The sequence below is a fragment of the Francisella orientalis FNO12 genome, from assembly GCF_001042525.2.
Taxonomy (GTDB): domain Bacteria; phylum Pseudomonadota; class Gammaproteobacteria; order Francisellales; family Francisellaceae; genus Francisella; species Francisella orientalis.
This window is the reverse complement of the sequence record NZ_CP011921.2, coordinates 1,749,979-1,768,136: the sequence shown is the minus strand read 5'-3', so window position 1 is coordinate 1,768,136 and position 18,158 is coordinate 1,749,979. Positions and strand designations below refer to the sequence as shown.

Below are 18,158 nucleotides of genomic sequence, written 5' to 3'. Positions count from 1 at the left end.
AAAATTAGTAAAATCGTTGGAGAGTAATATTTATAAAAATGTTGACAATATGGCTCCATTTGAGAGAATTAAAATATATTTATGTTGAATCAAATAAATCATTGTATATAGTCGCTTCTTGTTTTCAGCCATATGTTTTTGTGTCTGATGTGTAGAGGGTGCTTATACATGTTTATCGAATAGGATAGTAAGATGATAAAAAGGTATGACGTAGCAGAAATCTCAAAGATTTGGGCAGATGAAAATAAATATGCAAAAATGCTTGAGGTTGAGTTAGCAATTCTGGAAGCTTTAGAGGACAAAATGGTTCCTAAGGGTACGGCAGCTGAGATTCGTGCTAAAGCAGAGATTAGACCTGATAGAGTTGATGAAATCGAGAAGGTTACCAAGCATGATATTATAGCTTTTTGTACTTCAATTGCTGAGCAATTCACTGCTGAAATTGGGAAGTTTTTTCATTTTGGTGTTACATCTTCAGATATTATCGATTCAGCTCTTAGCTTACAGATCCGTGAGTCAATGGAGTATGTTGTTAGAGACTTAGAGTCTTTATGTGATTCATTATTGGCAAAAGCTCAAGAAACAAAAGAAATTATCACAATGGGTAGAAGTCATGGTATGTTTGCAGAACCTATGAGTTTTGGTCAGAAGTTTTTAGGAGCGTATGTTGAATTTAAACGTAGGCTAAAAGATCTTAAAGAATTCCAAAAAGATGGTTTGACAGTACAGTTCTCAGGTGCGGTAGGTAACTACTGTATTTTAACTACAGAAGATGAGAAAAAAGCCGTTGATATTTTAGGTTTACTTGTTGAAGAAGTATCAACACAGGTTATCCCAAGAGATAGAATCGCTAAGTTAATATCTATTCATGGACTTATTGCTTCTGCTATTGAGAGATTAGCAGTAGAGATTAGACATTTACATAGAAGTGATGTTTTTGAAGTGTATGAAGGTTTTTCTAAGGGTCAAAAAGGTTCTTCAACTATGCCACATAAGAAAAACCCAATTTCTACCGAGAATTTAACAGGTATGGCAAGAATGTTAAGATCTCATGTGTCTATAGCATTAGAAAATTGTGTACTATGGCATGAAAGAGATATTTCTCATTCTTCAGCAGAGCGTTTTTACTTACCAGATAACTTTGGTATTATGGTTTATGCACTACGTAGAATGAAAAATACTATCGATAATCTTGTAGTTCAAAAAGATATTATCGAAGATAGAGTAAGAAGTACAAGTGCGTATTTATCAAGCTTCTATTTACATTTCTTAGTAGCAAATACACCATTTATGCGTGAGGATTGTTACAAGATTATTCAGCAAGTTGCTTTTGATCTTAAGCAAGGTGAGTCATTCTCTAAGAACTTACAAAAAGTCATGCAAGATGAGCATAGTATTATTTTAGATGTTCCAGAAATGGATTTTGAGGGTATTAAGAAAACTTATCTAAAAGAAATTGATCATGTTTTTGCAAGGTCAATCAAAGTTTAGAAATGGTTTGTAACCGGTTTCAAATTATCTCTTTACTACAAATATGTATCTTTGCTAGATACATGTAGTATCATTACATAAAATTAATATCCTAGTGTAGACATTATTTAAAACAATATTATACTAAAGTAGTATATTTATTATTGATATTGTCTTCTATTTATTATGCTGTATAAACAAATTAAAACAGTTTTGAAAATTCCTAAGCATACTGTATATACACTGGTTATATAGTTTATTATTAGGTTTTTTATCACTCACAATTCCTGTATCTGTTCAGACATTGGTTAATCTTGTTGGCGTTAGCTTGTCTATTAGGCCCGTTATATCGTTGATAACTATTTTGTTTCTCCTGCCGACGGCAGCTTTTTTTGTGAGGATTTTTCAACTAAAGCTTGTTGAGGATATCCAACGAAAAATTTTTGTAGATGTAGTGCTACGAGTAATAACTGCTATCTATCGAGTTGATTTTAATAAATTAGATAAGATAAATGTTCGCGAGAAAATTAACAGGGCTTTTGAACTTAAGTTTTTGAAAAAGTCGGTATCAGTTATTCTTATAATCCTTTTTGATATATTCTTACAGACTCTTTTTTGTGTAATTATTTTAGCGTTTTATAATCCATTATTTTTAGTCTTCGATATTTTATTGATTACTCGTATCATACTGTCAATATTTGTGCCGATGAACGCTGGGTATAAAGCAGGACTTAAAGAGTCGAGTAATATTTATGATATTGTTGACTCTCTTGGAGAGAAAACAGCGGAGTTTTTATCATTTAAACAACGACCTCTAAATAATTTTATGAAAAAGGCCGATACCAAACTATGTAACTATTTAGATGCTAGATCTAATTTCTTCGGTGTTGTCTTTAGACAACATGTTTACATAGGTCTGACATATATATTTATAAATATTCTATTACTAGGTATCGGTAGTTATCTTATCATAAATGGACAATTATCTATCGGACAGTTGATTGCTGCAGAGCTTTTGGTCAATATAGTTTTACTTGGATTACTGAAGTTTAGTCAATATTTATATGATTGTTATGGCTTTCTTGTTGCAGTGCGCAAGATTCTAGATTTATTGGAGATTTCTCAAGAAGATAAAGTGCGTGCAGAGCATAAAGAGGCTAAGCTGACTGATAATGTTGTATCATTTGATGTTGTATCTGCGGAGGATGAGCAAAAGTATACTTTTGATTACACTCAAAATCAGTTTTATGAACTTTGTTTATCTATAAATAGCGCACAAAAGCTTCTAGATTCATTCTTTGATGATGATTCTCTTGGAGTAATAAAATTAAGTGGAGTTTGTCTGATAAACTACTCTAAGCAAGAAATTAGTGACAAAATCCATATTGCTAGTGGTATAGAGGTCATTACAGGTACTGTGCTTGATAACTTATGTGAGAGTGATTTTTCTCAAGAGAGACTTGGTTATCTAAGTGAATTATCAGATATTTTCGGTGTTAATTTTCTTGAAAAGCATTTTGAAAAAGAAATTGACTCACAAACTATCAAATACAATTTAGAGTTTAATACGATGGTAGTATTAAAGATGAATTTGATAAGGGCTATTTTAAAACAACCTAAGCTATTAATATTAATGGATTCGTATGGCTTGACAAATAGAAATGGTGATATGGCGATTACTCATATACTACGTAAAATAGCAATACCAACATTAATCATATCTATTCAATAAATGGGGATTTAATGATGCAATTAAAATCATCAGAAATGCTTAGAAAAGATCCTAGCTTTAAAAAGATTATATTCTTAGTTTTATTGAGTATTATTGTAGTTGTAGTTGTAGTTGTAGTTGTAGTTGTAGTTGTAGTTGTAGTTGTAGTTGTAGTTGTAGTTGTAGTTGTAGTTGTAGTTGTAGTTGTAGTTGTAGTTGTAGTTGTAGTTGTCTTGGCTATGATTCCATGGCAACAGACAGTTGATGGCTATGGAGATGTTACAACCTTATCACCATCTGAGCGCCAGCAAAATATATCTGCACCTATTGGATGTAGGCTAGGTAAGTGGTATGTATTTGAAGGAGATACTGTTAAGAAAGGTGATCCTATTGTTGAGGTACTTGATCTTGATCCTGAGGTTGTCTCTCGTTTAGAAGAAGAAAAAGCTGCAATTGAACTAGGTATCAAGTTAGTTAAGTTAGCTATAAAGAATACTCAAAACAATATTGAAAGACATAAATATCTTATAGATAAAGGAGCTAGTACTCAAAGAATATATGAGCAGGCTCAGATGGAGATGGTTAACTATACTCAAGAACTATCAAAACTTAATGTTGATCTAGCGAAAGTAAAGGCACAAATAGCACGTCAACAAAGTCGTCTAGTCAAAGCTCCTACAGATGGTGTGATAATGGATCGTATCCATGGTATGGGAGGGGTAATAGTCAAAGATACAGATGTATTAGTGGTTATAGTTCCAGAGAGTAAGTCTAGAATAGTTGAGTTATAGGTTAATAGTATGGATGTCCCTATGGTCAAGGTCGGAGATAATGTAATGTTACAATTTGAGGGGTGGCCTGCTATACAATTTAGTGAATGGCCTTAGGTAGCAATCGGTACCTTTGAAGGTGAGGTTATATTTATCTCTCCACAAAATAATGCCCAAGGACAGTTTAAGATATTTGTTAAACAAAGTGGTAGTAGGGATTGGCCATCTCCTGATGTATTAAGATTAGGTACCAAAGTACATGGTTGGGTATTACTTAATGATGTTAGTCTAGGTTATGAGCTATGGCGTAGATACAATGGTTTCCCAATAAAACTAAACAGTAGCCAGCTACATATAGGTATCAAAAAGAGTGAGTCAGTGATTAAGCCTGTAACAGTAAAAGAGCAAATACAGAATCAACCATCAAATATAAAATAGCAATAGCTACACCTTTCTTTATGTTTATGAGTATTCTATAATTTATAGGTATTTGTTTCTAATGATTTATTTGGGTGTTTAAATGGATAAAAAACTAGTAAAACATATTGCTAAGCTATCTTGTTTTGATTTGAATGAGCAGCAGTTAGAGCAATATACTCAAGATCTTACTAATATTTGTAAGATACTTGATGCCGCCAAAGATTTTGATGCCAATGGAGTTACACCGATGGTTTCTCCAATTAGTGTTGATTTTAAATTTCGTGAAGATATTCCTCAAGATCAAGATAATCGAGCAAGTTTTGATAAATTTGCTTGTGAAGTAGTTGATGATTATTTTATGGTGCCACAGGTTGTTAAATAGGGTGAGCAATGTCATATATTAAAAAATTGAGAGCTAGATTAGATAGTGGCGAAGTCACAGCGGTTGAATTAGCTAAGCAATATCTAGCAAAAATAAAAGACCAAGATAAAAATATAAACTCTGTAATTACACTATGTGAAGCAGAGGCGCTAAAAGAAGCAGAAAATGCCGATGCTATTATTTCTGCAGGTAAGCAAAACTTATTGACTGGTATACCTATTTTGCATAAAGATCTTTTTTGTACAAAAGGTATCAAAACAACAGCAGCTTCTAAGATGCTAGATAACTTTGTAGCTCCATATGATTCAACAGTTACAAAAAACTGTAAAGATCAAGGTATGGTAAATCTTGGTAAGCTAAATATGGATGAGTTCGCTATGGGCTCCACTAATGAGCATAGCTATTACGGAGCTGTTAGTAATCCTTGGGACTTGGATAGAGTACCTGGGGGATCTTCAGGTGGTTCAGCAGCAGCGGTTGCTGCAGGCTTTGCTCCTGTTAGTACAGGTTCGGATACTGGTGGATCTGTAAGACAGCCTGCGAGTTTTTGTGGTCTAACAGCTATGAAGCCAACTTATGGAAGTACTTCAAGATTTGGTATGGTAGCCTTTGCATCATCTTTTGATCAAGCAGGTATTTTTGGGCATTATGCTGAAGATGTGGCTATTATGTTGGATACTATCTCTGGGGAGTGTCAGTATGATTCTACCTGTGTTGGTGTCAAAGAAAATCATTTCACACAAGACTTAGAAAAAGATATTTCAGGTAAAGTAATTGGTGTTGATGAAAGTTTGATCAAAGATCTACCAGAGCAAATCCAACAAGCAGTAGTAACAACACTTAAAAACTTTGAGAAGCTAGGAGCCGAAATAAAGTCAGTTAAAGTTCCTGATTTAAAAGAGGCTCTTTCAACTTACTATATCATAACGCCAGCAGAAGCAGCGGCTAACCTAGCTAGATATGATGGTATTAGATATGGCTACCGTAATCCAGAAGCTAGAGATTTAGATGAGCTATACAGAAAATCTCGTACAGATGGTTTTGGTGAAGAAGTTAAGCGTAGAATTATTATAGGGAACTATGTGTTAGCATCAAGTCAGTATGACTCTTATTATAATAAGGCTCAGCAGCTACGTAAGGTAATGACTGATCAAATTAATCAAATATTTGAGCAAGTTGATGTTATATTCATGCCTGCGGCTCCAAGTGAAGCTTTCAAAAAAGGCGATAAGTTAGATCCTGTTTCAGCATATCTATCAGATATTTATACTATACCAGCTAATATATCAGGTCTACCAGCAATAGCTTTTCCAATTGGTTTTGCTAATGATTTACCTGTTGGTGGTCAGTTCATGGCTAAAGCATTTAATGATAATGTTTTGACGCAAATGGTCACACAATATCAAAATAATTATGGTATTGAAGAATTTATTTTAGAACAAGCGAGGATTTAATAGTGAATTGGGAAATGGTGATAGGGCTAGAGGTCCATATTCAGTTAAGTACTAAATCTAAGCTGTTTTCGACTTCTGCAACAAAATATGGGCAGCATCAAAATACTCAGGCTGCATTTTTGGATTTAGGTTTGCTAGGAACTTTGCCTGTAGTAAATAAAGAAGCTATTCGTAAAGCTGTTATATTTGGTTTAGCTGTAGATGCTAAAATATCAAAAGATAGTTTCTTCGCACGTAAGAATTACTTTTATCCAGATTTACCAAAAGGCTACCAGATTAGTCAATCTAATAATCCAATAGTCCAAGAGGGTAAGCTAGAGATTGAAACTTCTAATGGAGCCAAAACTATCAGAATTGAGAGGGCTCATCTAGAAGAAGATGCTGGTAAATCAGTTCATGGCTATGTTGCTGGCGAGACAGGGTTAGATTATAACCGTGCAGGTACACCACTTTTAGAAATTGTTACATATCCTGATTTTAGGTCATCTGAAGAAGTGATTTCTTATCTTAAGAAGCTTCATCAGTTAGTCAAGCATTTGGGTATATGTGATGGTAATATGCAAGAAGGCTCGTTTAGATGTGATGTCAACTTGTCAATAAGACCAAAAGGTCAAGATAAGTTTGGTACTCGTGCAGAACTTAAAAACATAAACTCGTTTAGATTTATTGATAAAGCGATTGAGTATGAATATGCTCGTCAAATAGCTGTGCTGGAGTCTGGAGGAGAAGTTGTTCAAGAAACTCGTCTATATGATGCTGATGCAAATGAAACACGCTCAATGCGCGCAAAAGAGGATGCTTTTGATTATCGTTACTTCCCAGATCCAGATCTATTACCGTTGGTAATAACTGATGAATATATCGAAAGTATCAAAAAGCAGGTGCCACTTAAGCCAGAAGAGCGTGAAGCAGTATATCGTGAGCATTTAGCTGATCAAGAAGTTGAGTTTTTATTATCAAATCTTGAAATAGCAGATTACTATGACGAAATAGCAGCTGTGATAGGTTATAAGCCGGCGTATAACTGGATAACAGTTGATCTAATATCAACTCTTAATAGAGCGGAAAAAGAATTCTCAGCAGATATTATTCCTGTAGAGATTCTATTAGAGATTATTGATAATGTACAAAAAGATGTTATCTCACAAGCAAATGCCAAAAAAGTCATAGCAGAGTACATTGAGTCAGTAACATCTGTTGCTAATATCATCGAGAAACTAGGTTTGAAACAAGTATCAGATGAGGGTGCGATAAGAGAATTAGTTCAAGGTATAATTGTGGCTAACCCTCAACAAGCAGCTGATTTTAAAGCTGGTAAGACTAAGCTTACGAGCTTCTTTGTTGGTCAAGCTATGAAAGCAAGTAAAGGTAAGGCAAACCCTAAGCAGGTTAATCAAATAGTTCAAGAAGAGCTTAATAAATAAAATAGGAAAATCAAATGAATACAAATAAATTTTACTATCATCTTATGAAGCTGAATGTTTTAAGTAGTAGCTACGTTGATGATGCTTATAAAGTTGCTTGGAAAGGAAATGTATACCCATTTTTTCATGATAGTAAGTATGAGTTTCATTATGAGGTTGCAAAGTACTTTGACAGAGCTGATGAGAAAACTATAGATAAGCTTTGCTCTTTATTAGATGATTATATTGATGAAAAAACAGATTTTTCTAATTTCGAAGAAAAGGTTGAAAAGATAGTTGGTAAAGGTAATGTATTTTATGTTCTTGATTATATTTTCAAGTCAGGTCAATATCAGCAACTTTTGGAAAATGTTAAATTGAATAAAATGCACTTTAGCCAACATTTTATTGATCGTTTTGTTGCTGGTGGTTATTTCGAGTAATTTTCTGCCTATATATTTATTCCTAAATACTCGTTAGCAATATACTCAAATAGTGCTTTATGCACTTGATAGGTTGGATGGACACCATCCTAGAATATATATTCTTGAGGATTATCACATAATTTACCAGTTTCAGCAGCTAAAATTGCACTAGTAATATCTGGAGTCAGAGGAATTTTTCCCATATCTAGTTCTCCTGATGAAATATTCTCAGATTCTTGAAGTAGGACAGGCTTAGGGTTGTCTCTTAATAGGTTTTCATAAAACTCTTTTGAGTTTAGATCATCTGGGTTATAAGAGAAATAACCACCACTCCAGTAACTTTGGTTAGTTTTGCTTGGGTTTATTGAAGTATGATATTTTTTGTTGAAATTATCAGTATCATTAACAAGCATCTCAAATATTGCATTCATATCTACAAACTCTATATTATTCTGATCTTCAGCAAACTGTTTTAGAATTTGGTTATGTAGAGAAGATACTTCTTTTAAGAGGTTTTGGTTACCTATATTTTTTGACTCTGGTGTCAATCCTAGATTAGGTAGTCCAATAACTAGAGTTTTTTGTGCATTTACAGTTTTGATAGCAGCTATGATCTTGTCAGTAACTTCAGTAGCAATATTCTTGAGTGAGTTAGGGTCTTGGTTGGCTGCTATTGTTAAATAGTCATTTGCACCAATAAAAAATATTGCTAGATTTTTAGCGGTATCGTGAGCTCCATCATCTAGAGAATATGCTTGAAGTTCAGTACCTATTGTATAGGGTAGTCCAAGATCTGTCCAAGATGGTTCAAAGACAGCGGTAGCTCCTCCAACAGCATAATTGCTGATGGGGATTTTATTTTCTAGACTTCCACTTAACATTGTTGTCCAAACTGAGCCATTAGAAAACATACCTCTATAATAAGGAGTTGATCTTGGGATAATTCCATTTGTATAACCATATAGGTTGCCTGTATCGCTTAGACTATCTCCAAATATAAGTATTCTTTGTATGTCTTTGAGTTTTGAATCTTGTGGATTTGTGAATTTTGGACATGCAGAAATTGTAAATATAGGTATACGATATTTTAGTGTTGTTGTATAGCTATGCTAACTATAATTAAAATCATTGTTTTGATGCTCTATAGCTATATTACCATTCAAATTATTAAAATTTGCACTATTAATTGTCCAACCATTTTTTAGATTATATTGTATTGAGCCACTATGTTGTAAATTCTCAGAATCGAAGTTTATATCTATAGTTGAATTATAATCTACAAACTTATCATTGGTATATTGTCCAACATTGATATACTGATTTGCATCCAATACTTGGCTATTTATAGCTTTTCCAGTACTGTTTCCCGGAGATATACTGAATGATATTGGGACTGGACTGTTATTTTCTATAATAATTTGTGATCTTGCATCAGCATAACACAATTCAGTTAAGGAAGTGGTTAACGTCAAAAAAAAATAGACTAAGCTTTTTCTTTTTCATGTCTATAAAAAATAAACAAAATAATAGTAATACTTTAGCTTAGTGTTAACTTAGTGACTACATGTATACAGCAATGTCTATAGTGAAAGTATTCATATGCTTGTTGTTGTATAACTTTTGATATGAATACTCTGGGCCTATTAAGACATTGTTGTCAAAATATGCGCGTTGAGTTGATAAAATTAGCTGGTTTTTGATTCCAGATGGAGATTGACCAAATAGTAGAGGAGATGCTGGTAATGACATCGGTATATTAGTAGAATTATATGTCTGCCCATATGATACACCAAAGTTTGTGTTTCTTCCGCCAAGTTGTAATGAATAGTTTGCTGCAGCATACCAGCCTCCAGCCAAGACATTTTGATTACTACCGTTAAAGTCTTTTCTATTTGTGGTACTTGCCCAACCTGTTCCTAGATTTAAAAAACCACCACCTATAGTGTAAGTAAGGTTACCATTAATATTGAAACTACCTATATTGTCACTTGAAGAATTTTGATTCTCCAAAAACTTATTGAAAGAAGCATTGCCAGCTCCTGCAATATTAAATACATAGCCTGTATTAAAGTCAACTGCCAATGTCTCAGTCCAACTTTCTGCGTAGAATAATCCAGTTGAAAAATTTAGATGATTATCATCAGATCCAAAGACAGCTATATTGGCATTTAGAATGTCATCTTTATAGTTTAGTGATATGTTGGTTGTTCTACCCGGTGCCAGAAATCCTGTTATACCACCAGTCCATGGCCCACCACCACTAAAAGCACCTACAGATAGTTTACTTCTTCCAGCAGTTACAAATAATGGTGATGTATCTAGGTTACCAAATATGACAAAAGCATTGCCTAAGCCAAAGTTATTAAGCTCACTAGTGCTGATATCAAATTGAGCAGTCACGTAGTGTCCGACATTGGCTAAAAAATATAATGTAGAGGATGTTAGAGAAATATTTTGACCATTAGCATTTAGATTATAACATCAAATTTATTGCGTTGTCCAATTACTGTAGATGAAAATAGACTACCTGATATCATTCCTATAGGTATACTATTATCACCTGAATAGGCTCCTAAAAATGTTACTTGTCCTCTGGTTGTAATAGCTGGGGCATTTCCGACATTAATAGCACCATCATGAGTGAAGATACCTCCTGCTAGGGTATTTCTTAAATCGATGATTGAATTATTTGTATTTATACTTGTGCTGATTTCGTAAGCATTTGTACTATTTCCGAATATTAGGCTTATATCATTAGGATTTGGGTCGGTTATTTTTGAGTCATATGTTGTTAATCGGTTAGAGTCTAGTGTGTTTTCTTCTATATCACTAATATCAGCTTGCAATTTACGTATTTGCTGTTGTAGTTCGATGATAGCTTCTTCATTTAAGCTAAGCTCTTGACCATTAGTGTTTGAAAAAGACGTGCTGTAAGATAATAAAATAACTATACATATAATTATAGGTGCTGTAATTTTAGAATTCATAAGAATGTTATTGCATTAGAATTAACAAATTATGACTTAGATAATATCACTATGATAATAATAATCAGTATCATTTATGGCGAATGAATAAATTAGATTATCTATTCAATATAATAGGCTTAGTACTCTCACCAGAGGATAGTTTTTGTAATAATAGTAATGCTATTAAATACCCTGGTATGGAAACAATACCACCTAGTGTGAAAAGCATTGAGTAACCAATATTCGCAGCTAAGAAACCACTAAGTGACATTCCTAGTATATAGATTAGAAGTTCAGCGCATACTGAAACTGTAAAGTCAGTGCCTGCTTGATCTTTTGAACTAAATTTCATGAATATAGTATATAGAACTATCATCTCCATAAGTCGAGAAGCCATATTCAATAATACAATACCAAAGATAAATATTTGATTATCAATACCATAAAAACTTATAAATCCTAGAGAGAAATAGCAAAAGCCTCTGATTACTGCCAATATTGTCAAAAGAATAGTTTCTTTATAAAAGTTAAAGAGGTAACTAATAACAGCTGCACCACAAACACCTATTAATGCACTACCAGTTCCCATAACTATGCCTATCGTTGTTAGCGGAATATGAGAATCTACTAAAAATGATGATTGCATTCCCATAACCAAACCTTCACAGGCTCTGTAGCTCAAACACATAAGTAATAATATTCTGGTTTCTTTTCTACTAAAGAAAGACTTTAGAGATGGTATATGGTGCTGGTATTGTTCATTGTGATGATTTTCTCTTATAAGAAACATATAGATACAAATGCATAAACTTATAAAAGTCATATATAGAGTAATTTGATGCCAGCCTAAAATTTTGTATAACGCAATTAGAGATGCTCCACCAATCATGCTACTTAGAGTAGTGCCAATTACTCTACAAAAGTTGCTCCACTGTAAGCTTTTAGCTTTTGTTTGTTCTATTGAAAATCCATCGATTGCTATATCTTGCATTGCTGCAATAGATGACAATAAAAACGCAAATAAGAAAATATAGTTGGTATAGTCTTTTGGAGTGTAAATAGAGAATATTAAAAATAGACTTATGGTCAAAAATTGCATTACAATAAACCAGCTTTTTCTTCGGCCTATTTTTTTGATATATAACCTATCTACATAAGGAGCCCATAGGAATTTGATAACCCATATGGTAATAGTAAGATACTAAAAAGGCCTATTTTTTCTAAAGAGACTCCTTCAGAATGTAGAATTGTTGGTAATCCAAAAGTACAGAAATATAGTGATATAGCTTGTGCTAAATAAAGAATGGTTATATCAAGTTGTTTTTTCATATCAAGTTATCTTCAATTAGAATTTGTTGAGCTTTTTTCCATGCTGAGCATGTATTACCAACAGCAATACAGCTAAAGGGCATACCTTTAGCCATTGCTGGAGCATTAATCTTTTTGATCATAATAGGATCATTTGTGACACGAATCATACCTAGACACCATTTAGCAAGTTCAGGTTTAGACTCTTTAAACCATTTTGCTTGTTTTAATCGTGCTTTATGCTCAAACTGATATTGTTCAGAAAAAGTACTAATTACTAAGAATTTTTGTTGTTTCTTTAGTATTTGAGAACATTTATCTAACCAGCTAAGTACATCTTTATAGCTTGGGGAGCTACCGAAATGCATTTTAACTATTGGCCATTTTAAAATATTGCAGTCTATCATAATGTTTCCCCCTCTATAAAAGAGCTCTTTGAACAACTAAATAGATATGCTTGTTTTTCAGGTAAGGCTATCTCACCAAGATTTGAATATCCGATTTTAGGAGCAATTTTTTGAAAAGCGATCACTCTAACATCAGGTTCAAAGATAACTTTATTAGTGCCAAGCATATCAAAGCAATATTTGCTAAGAGCTTCTACAAGTAATTTAGAATATCCTTTACCTATAGCTTCTTCAAGGCCAATTAGCAGGTGCCATCCATATTCATTATCATCAGTAGAGAAATAATTGGCGATACAATCAGTCTGAGTGTTATAAATTTCAGCATAGGCGATTTCTGAGTTATCTATCGATAATATAAGTAATTTTTGGTTAGGCTTTGAAAGCATATTGCAAAAATATTTTTTTAGCTCGGACTTTGATTTATTCAGGCTCCATAATTTTGCTACGTGAGGTTTATTCAACCATGAGTGAATAGTATCTAAATCATGTTCTAAGTCAAATGCTCTAAAAGACACTCTATTATGCTTGAATAAGTCCTTATCTATATTTTTGGTGCTTTGAGCAAGATAAAGAGGATTATCAAGTTGCTCTGTAGAGATTACCTTAGGTCTTGCTGAATAATCACTATATCCAACTTCAAAAATTCTTAGCCTATTCAGACATAGTTTTGTAAAAGTTGGTTTATATAAATCAAAACGTTCAAAACGAGATTTTAGCTCAGGATTGCTTGCCTGATATTTTTGTATACATTCATCTAATTTTTGATAAAAGTAAAGCTTGGGGTAGTTTAGTTTGTCTGCTAGTAGCGAAGAGATATATCTATAGTGAACAACGAATAATCCTGTATGAATAAATTGCAGAAGGTAATCATCTTCAACTTGAGGAATGTCATCTTTTACCTGTTGTGGAAGGGATCTTAGCTCATCAACAGGATTTTTGCATATATTTATATCATCGACAAAATCTTTCGTCGCTAGACCAACAGGGAGATTGTCCTCTATGATTAATATACTATTTTCTCCATGAGGAGAGAAAATCATGCCATATTTGTATAAGAAATGTAGTAGAGCAGGGACGGTATTTTCAAAAAACATTTCTAGCCATTTATCAATATCTAAAGATGATTCTTTGATCATTTCACAAATAATACTTTTACCATTAGCATCAACATAAGTTAAAGCAGTCATTGTTATAGCCTGTTCACTACTTTTAAGTCTAGTGTGAATACTTTCTCTCCAGATTGCTCCTAACTGCTCTGTAAAGTAGTATGGTACCTGAGGAACTTCAGACTGATAAGGATGATGGCAGTAGGCACTAGCTAACTCTCCTAGAAGTATGAAATTTTTTTTAGCTAAAAACTCATCTTTTTGGACTATATTCTTAATCCATTGTGTAAGCATTGGAGCATTAATTGTTTGATCTTTGGGTAGGCCTCTATAAACCGCGGTATTTAGTATATTTAGAGGTAGCTTTATACTGTGTTTTTCAGGATGAGAAATATTAGACATAGTTCTTATTGACTGCATAGCTAAGTATTGATCGGTAGACTTACCAAGAAATATAATATCTTTATCATCTATATATTTCGTGAACTGTTGCATTACAGCATTTTTCCACTGCCATGGATGAACAGGTAAAATGTAAAAATCACTAGGCTTTTTACCATTCATCTTTATAGTTTTATTGAAACTGAGTAAGGTTTCTGAGTTAATTTCTTTATTGGTAATTTGTAGATAATCAGTACTTGCTATAGATGAAAAAGTTACTAAATTTTTGTTTACGGCAATCCACACTAAATTGATGATTTTTTGCATCTCTGGAGTGTAGTTTGCATAGTCTGATGCATTAAAGCCAATACGACCTTTATTAATCACAAACCAAGGGTGACCAGTCATGTTTCCTTCTATATAAGCGTATGGAAGTTTGTAGATGTCCTTTGCTGAGATATTATCTTTTTGTAAGATAGCTATATCAGCATATATCGTATTATTTAGCTCTTTTATGAAGTGTGCCGTTGTGACAGAATCAATATTTGTTATAGGTAATGTATCAATGACAAGTCTTATAGCATCATCAGCAGACTCCATACTATTACTCTCATGTCTTGTTACAGAGTCCTTTTCAATAGTTAAGTTACCGTATATTCTTTGTACAGCCTTAAATTTGTAATATAGGTTGGAGTTTATTTCTAAAGTATATACTTCTTGATCTATATCTTTTTGTAGTGGCTTAAAAATTCCTTCATAACTAAATTCTGAAATTATCTTTTCTAATAGTCTTGTGCTAGCTATCTTGTAGTAGTTTATTTTATTTTTCATATAAATAGTCTCCTAATATTTTATGCGACTTTAATATTTGCTCTTTGTGTTAAGTATTTTTTTGGAACTCTAAAGGTTGAGAAAATCGTTCGAGAAGATACTTTGTATATCTCCTTGTTAAGAAGAGTATTTACTATCACAGCATTTCTATAACCTCCTAACCCTAAATCAGGAGTACCTACACCATGAGAGTTGATTTCAGCATTTTGGACAAAAATGTTTAAAGACGTATTTTGTGTGATTATTTTATAATCACGAGATATCTTGAGATTATTGCTATCATCTCGTTGAATTAGTGCTTCTATATTTTTGAGGACATTATTTATATTTGCTTTATATCCGGTTGCTGCAATAATTCTATCTGTTGCGATTGAGAACTCTTGATTTTGTTGACTATGATAAAAAGAGCAGAGAAATTTATCTTGTGAGTTATTAATATTTAAGCATTCACAGTTTGCAATCAATTCAGCATTGTTTTTATTTTCTATAGATTGTTCATAAAGGACATCATAAATATCAGATATTGTTTCAGCACTAAATCCTTTATAGAGTAGATCTTGTTCACTTAGAAGTTTAGGCTTTTCTGAGTTAGGTAGGTTATAAAAATACTCAATATAATCAGGCGAGAAGTGTTCTAGACCAAGTTTAGAATACTCCATTGGGAAAAAGCCTTTACTTCTAGTTAACCAGCTAATTTTTGTAGAATCATCTTTTGACTTCATCAAATCCAAAAATATCTCTCCAGCACTTTGACCAGAGCCTATCAGTGTTATGTGCTGATCTTTTAGAGCTTGATCTTTTATATTCAGATATTCACTACTATGGTGAATGTTTGCTTTATTCTGAAGTTTACTTGGCAAATATGCAGATGTACCTAACCCAAGTACAATGTTCTTTGTTAAGTATTGCTGTTTTAGATTATCTTTATCTTTTACTGTGATGCACCAAGCCTCGTTCAGGGAGTCTATTTGATGCTCTATATTTATAACTTCAAAGCCAAATTTACAAGAATTACACTTTTGTGATACCCATAAGCAATAGTCGTTATACTCTTGTCTAGGTATAAAGAAATTTTCTTTGAAGTAAAATTTATACATACGGTTTTTTTGATGTAAGTAATTTAGAAAAGTAAACTCACTAGTTGGATCAGCCATAGTTACTAAATCAGCCAGAAATGGTACTTGTAATGTTGTCCAGTTCATCATCAAACCAGGGTGCCAAGAGAAGTTTTCTTTTTTTATCAAAGAAAAGACAGTTGATAGGTTTATCGTTTAATAATGCTGCTAGTCCAAGATTAAAAGGACCAATTCCTATGCCAATGATGTCATAGATTTTCATATAACCTCCTTAAAAGGATTGTTTGTATTTACATAAATAGATTGATTAGTTAAAGGAGCTTGTAGTTCATCAAGCCCACTAAGTCTTGTGCGTAGATTAGCCTTTAGAGGTAATTGATCTATATTCAGAATCTTTTTGATAAATTTATCGCAGGTTTTATACTTTTCTAGGAAGCCCTCTAAGAAATCTATAGTTATTTTTATTAAATCTTGTTCGCTAATATAGCCAGTATTTGTAATGGTTTCTATTACAGAAAGAAGTTGATTCACAATGAAGTAGTAGCAAAAATGATGATCTATAAAGTCCTCAGATTCTCCACATAGACTACTGATATCTCCAAAATTAGCTTTTTTGAGCTCTGGATGATCTTTTATATAATAATATCCTTGGCTATCACGATAATAGCTTTCAACTGGTAGTCCATGCTCTATTTTGACTAGCAAGTTTTGTTGATGAGCTTCTAGAGCAATACCATATTTTGAGTACAGCCAAAGTATAGGGGTAATAGCTACTGTTAAGTAAGTCTCAAACCAATAGATAGCAGCTTCGTAAGTAGAGATATTGTTGTGTACACTGAAATATTGGATTAATGAACTAATACGGGTAGCTTCATTAAAAGGATTAGGTTCAGTTAGACTTGCAATACATGCAATATCATCTTGATGATTAAAATTGGTATTGCGCATGATGCATATACTTGGATCAAAAATTTTATTATTAACTTTTATTGCACAATAAGCAGGATCTGTAATTAGCTTAAAGTATTGGAACTCATTATTTAAGATGGTCTGTAAATGATTTGTATATAGTTTATGAACTGCCAAACTTCTGTTACATTCTTTGGCCAAATTCGTTCTTACTGAATTTGTTATGGCGATATTTAGCGAGAATTTCAGCATAATGTTGGCTTGTGGAGAGTACACAGTTCTAACAGAGGTTGTTGGATAAAACCAAGGGCCTGTTATGCCAATATCTATTATCTTTTTTTGAGCTTTATACTTTTGGATTTCATCATGTTTTGTCAAGTATTTTGCTTGCCAAGGATGTACAGCAAATAATTGGTAATCTTTATCAGATTTATAGTATATACTCTCATTTTTCAGGAAGTCTGAAAAAATCTCATCTGTATTTTTTTCAAGTAATGATTGTGATTCTAAAATATCTTTACTTATATACATATAATAAAGCTGAAACTTGCCATTTGTTTCTGGAGAATATTGTACGAACTCTTCCTTATAAAAGCCTTCTCTACTCTTAGGATCTGGTTGTAATCTATGACCTCTTATTAAGTTTTGCTCATTTGTGATAAATGAGTTTTCATATCCAAAGGCATCATCAATTTTGTGTTTTCTGTAATGTAATATCTGAGTAATATTTGTTGCGGAGTTGGTTATCCTCTCTAATAACTCATCGAAGGCAATTACATTAGAGCTTTCTAACTCCTTGCTAATTAAAAATACAGCTTCAAGAGGGTCGAGCTTTATTTTTTCATCTTGTTTTACTAAATAGCATGGTAACTCCCATATTGGAGATTTCAATATTGGAGAAATTTTTACATTAGTTTTAAAACTAGAATCTATAGATTTCAAAAAGATATTAAACTTATAACCACCATCATTGTTTTGGGATAATTCATAATTGTTAAACTCACGGTAGTAACAATTTAAAAAATTTTTTAGAGTTATTCTATTTGCGTACTTATTCATTGTTGGCTTGCCTCTATTTGATTTTTGACTAAGTTGCTATAGTGTTTTATTTGCTTGAGACAGGCACTTATCAGTTC

At 32.8% G+C, this 18,158-nt stretch carries 13 protein-coding genes and 3 pseudogenes; 7 read left to right on the top strand and 9 right to left on the bottom strand.

The window, feature by feature from the left end; all coding sequences use genetic code 11:
- Positions 1-192 precede the first annotated feature (192 nt).
- The 7 genes and pseudogenes from purB (at position 193) to FNO12_RS08995 (ending at position 8,053) form a co-directional block, all read left to right on the top strand.
- Entirely contained in the window at positions 193-1,491 is a 1,299-nt protein-coding gene (gene purB, locus FNO12_RS09025) for an adenylosuccinate lyase (protein WP_014714579.1), read from the top strand.
- Positions 1,492-1,656: 165 nt separating this feature from the next.
- Positions 1,657-3,202: pseudogene (locus FNO12_RS09020) on the top strand (ATP-binding cassette domain-containing protein).
- A 197-nt stretch (positions 3,203-3,399) separates the two neighbouring features.
- A pseudogene (locus FNO12_RS11275) lies at positions 3,400-4,389 on the top strand (HlyD family secretion protein); the annotation flags it as partial.
- 82 nt (positions 4,390-4,471) lie between these two features.
- A complete protein-coding gene (gene gatC, locus FNO12_RS09010) occupies positions 4,472-4,753 on the top strand; it encodes an Asp-tRNA(Asn)/Glu-tRNA(Gln) amidotransferase subunit GatC (protein ID WP_014714582.1) in 282 nt (93 codons plus the stop codon).
- Between the two features lie 8 nt (positions 4,754-4,761).
- Positions 4,762-6,207, top strand: coding sequence for an Asp-tRNA(Asn)/Glu-tRNA(Gln) amidotransferase subunit GatA (gene gatA, locus FNO12_RS09005; protein ID WP_014714583.1), 1,446 nt, complete (start codon positions 4,762-4,764; stop codon positions 6,205-6,207).
- 2 nt (positions 6,208-6,209) lie between these two features.
- Complete coding sequence (gene gatB / locus FNO12_RS09000; protein ID WP_014714584.1) at positions 6,210-7,631, top strand: Asp-tRNA(Asn)/Glu-tRNA(Gln) amidotransferase subunit GatB; 1,422 nt, start codon at positions 6,210-6,212, stop codon at positions 7,629-7,631.
- Between the two features lie 14 nt (positions 7,632-7,645).
- Positions 7,646-8,053, top strand: a complete 408-nt coding sequence (locus FNO12_RS08995) for a hypothetical protein (RefSeq protein WP_014714585.1) — start codon at positions 7,646-7,648, stop codon at positions 8,051-8,053.
- Between the two features lie 89 nt (positions 8,054-8,142).
- Here the strand turns inward: FNO12_RS08995 and FNO12_RS11650 are convergent, their stop codons facing one another.
- The 9 genes and pseudogenes from FNO12_RS11650 to FNO12_RS08960 form a co-directional block, all read right to left on the bottom strand.
- On the bottom strand, positions 8,143-8,979 hold the full coding sequence (locus FNO12_RS11650) for an SGNH/GDSL hydrolase family protein (RefSeq protein WP_231138748.1): 837 nt from the start codon (positions 8,977-8,979) through the stop codon (positions 8,143-8,145).
- Positions 8,980-9,144: 165 nt separating this feature from the next.
- Positions 9,145-9,366 carry a hypothetical protein gene (locus FNO12_RS11645; protein WP_234390276.1) on the bottom strand — a complete coding sequence of 74 codons (222 nt, stop codon included), beginning with the start codon at positions 9,364-9,366 and terminating at the stop codon, positions 9,145-9,147.
- A gap of 229 nt (positions 9,367-9,595) precedes the next feature.
- Positions 9,596-11,022: pseudogene (locus tag FNO12_RS08985) on the bottom strand (DUF3573 domain-containing protein).
- Between the two features lie 97 nt (positions 11,023-11,119).
- Positions 11,120-12,142 (bottom strand): MFS transporter, encoded by a 1,023-nt coding sequence (locus FNO12_RS08980; protein WP_231138747.1) that lies wholly within the window; start codon positions 12,140-12,142, stop codon positions 11,120-11,122.
- 187 nt (positions 12,143-12,329) lie between these two features.
- A complete protein-coding gene (locus tag FNO12_RS08975) occupies positions 12,330-12,719 on the bottom strand; it encodes a hypothetical protein (protein ID WP_014714589.1) in 390 nt (129 codons plus the stop codon).
- Entirely contained in the window at positions 12,716-15,037 is a 2,322-nt protein-coding gene (locus tag FNO12_RS08970; RefSeq protein ID WP_030005790.1) for a GNAT family N-acetyltransferase, read from the bottom strand. The genes FNO12_RS08975 and FNO12_RS08970 overlap by 4 nt, the downstream gene beginning before the upstream one ends.
- Before the next feature lie 20 nt (positions 15,038-15,057).
- Entirely contained in the window at positions 15,058-16,281 is a 1,224-nt protein-coding gene (locus FNO12_RS08965; RefSeq protein ID WP_234387228.1) for a lysine N(6)-hydroxylase/L-ornithine N(5)-oxygenase family protein, read from the bottom strand.
- A complete protein-coding gene (locus tag FNO12_RS11270) occupies positions 16,202-16,375 on the bottom strand; it encodes a SidA/IucD/PvdA family monooxygenase (RefSeq protein WP_234387229.1) in 174 nt (57 codons plus the stop codon). The genes FNO12_RS08965 and FNO12_RS11270 overlap by 80 nt, the downstream gene beginning before the upstream one ends.
- A complete protein-coding gene (locus FNO12_RS08960) occupies positions 16,372-18,081 on the bottom strand; it encodes an IucA/IucC family protein (RefSeq protein WP_014714590.1) in 1,710 nt (569 codons plus the stop codon). Before FNO12_RS08960 ends, FNO12_RS11270 begins: the two co-directional genes overlap by 4 nt.
- Positions 18,082-18,158: the final 77 nt, after the last annotated feature.

Coding starts and splice junctions, on each gene's coding strand:
- purB (WP_014714579.1), top strand. CDS start 193: ATGATAAAAAGGTATGACGTAGCAGAAATCTCAAAGATTTGGGCAGAT.
- gatC (WP_014714582.1), top strand. CDS start 4,472: ATGGATAAAAAACTAGTAAAACATATTGCTAAGCTATCTTGTTTTGAT.
- gatA (WP_014714583.1), top strand. CDS start 4,762: ATGTCATATATTAAAAAATTGAGAGCTAGATTAGATAGTGGCGAAGTC.
- FNO12_RS08995 (WP_014714585.1), top strand. CDS start 7,646: ATGAATACAAATAAATTTTACTATCATCTTATGAAGCTGAATGTTTTA.
- FNO12_RS08975 (WP_014714589.1), bottom strand. CDS start 12,719: ATGATAGACTGCAATATTTTAAAATGGCCAATAGTTAAAATGCATTTC.
- FNO12_RS08970 (WP_030005790.1), bottom strand. CDS start 15,037: ATGAAAAATAAAATAAACTACTACAAGATAGCTAGCACAAGACTATTA.
- FNO12_RS11270 (WP_234387229.1), bottom strand. CDS start 16,375: ATGAAAATCTATGACATCATTGGCATAGGAATTGGTCCTTTTAATCTT.
- FNO12_RS08960 (WP_014714590.1), bottom strand. CDS start 18,081: ATGAATAAGTACGCAAATAGAATAACTCTAAAAAATTTTTTAAATTGT.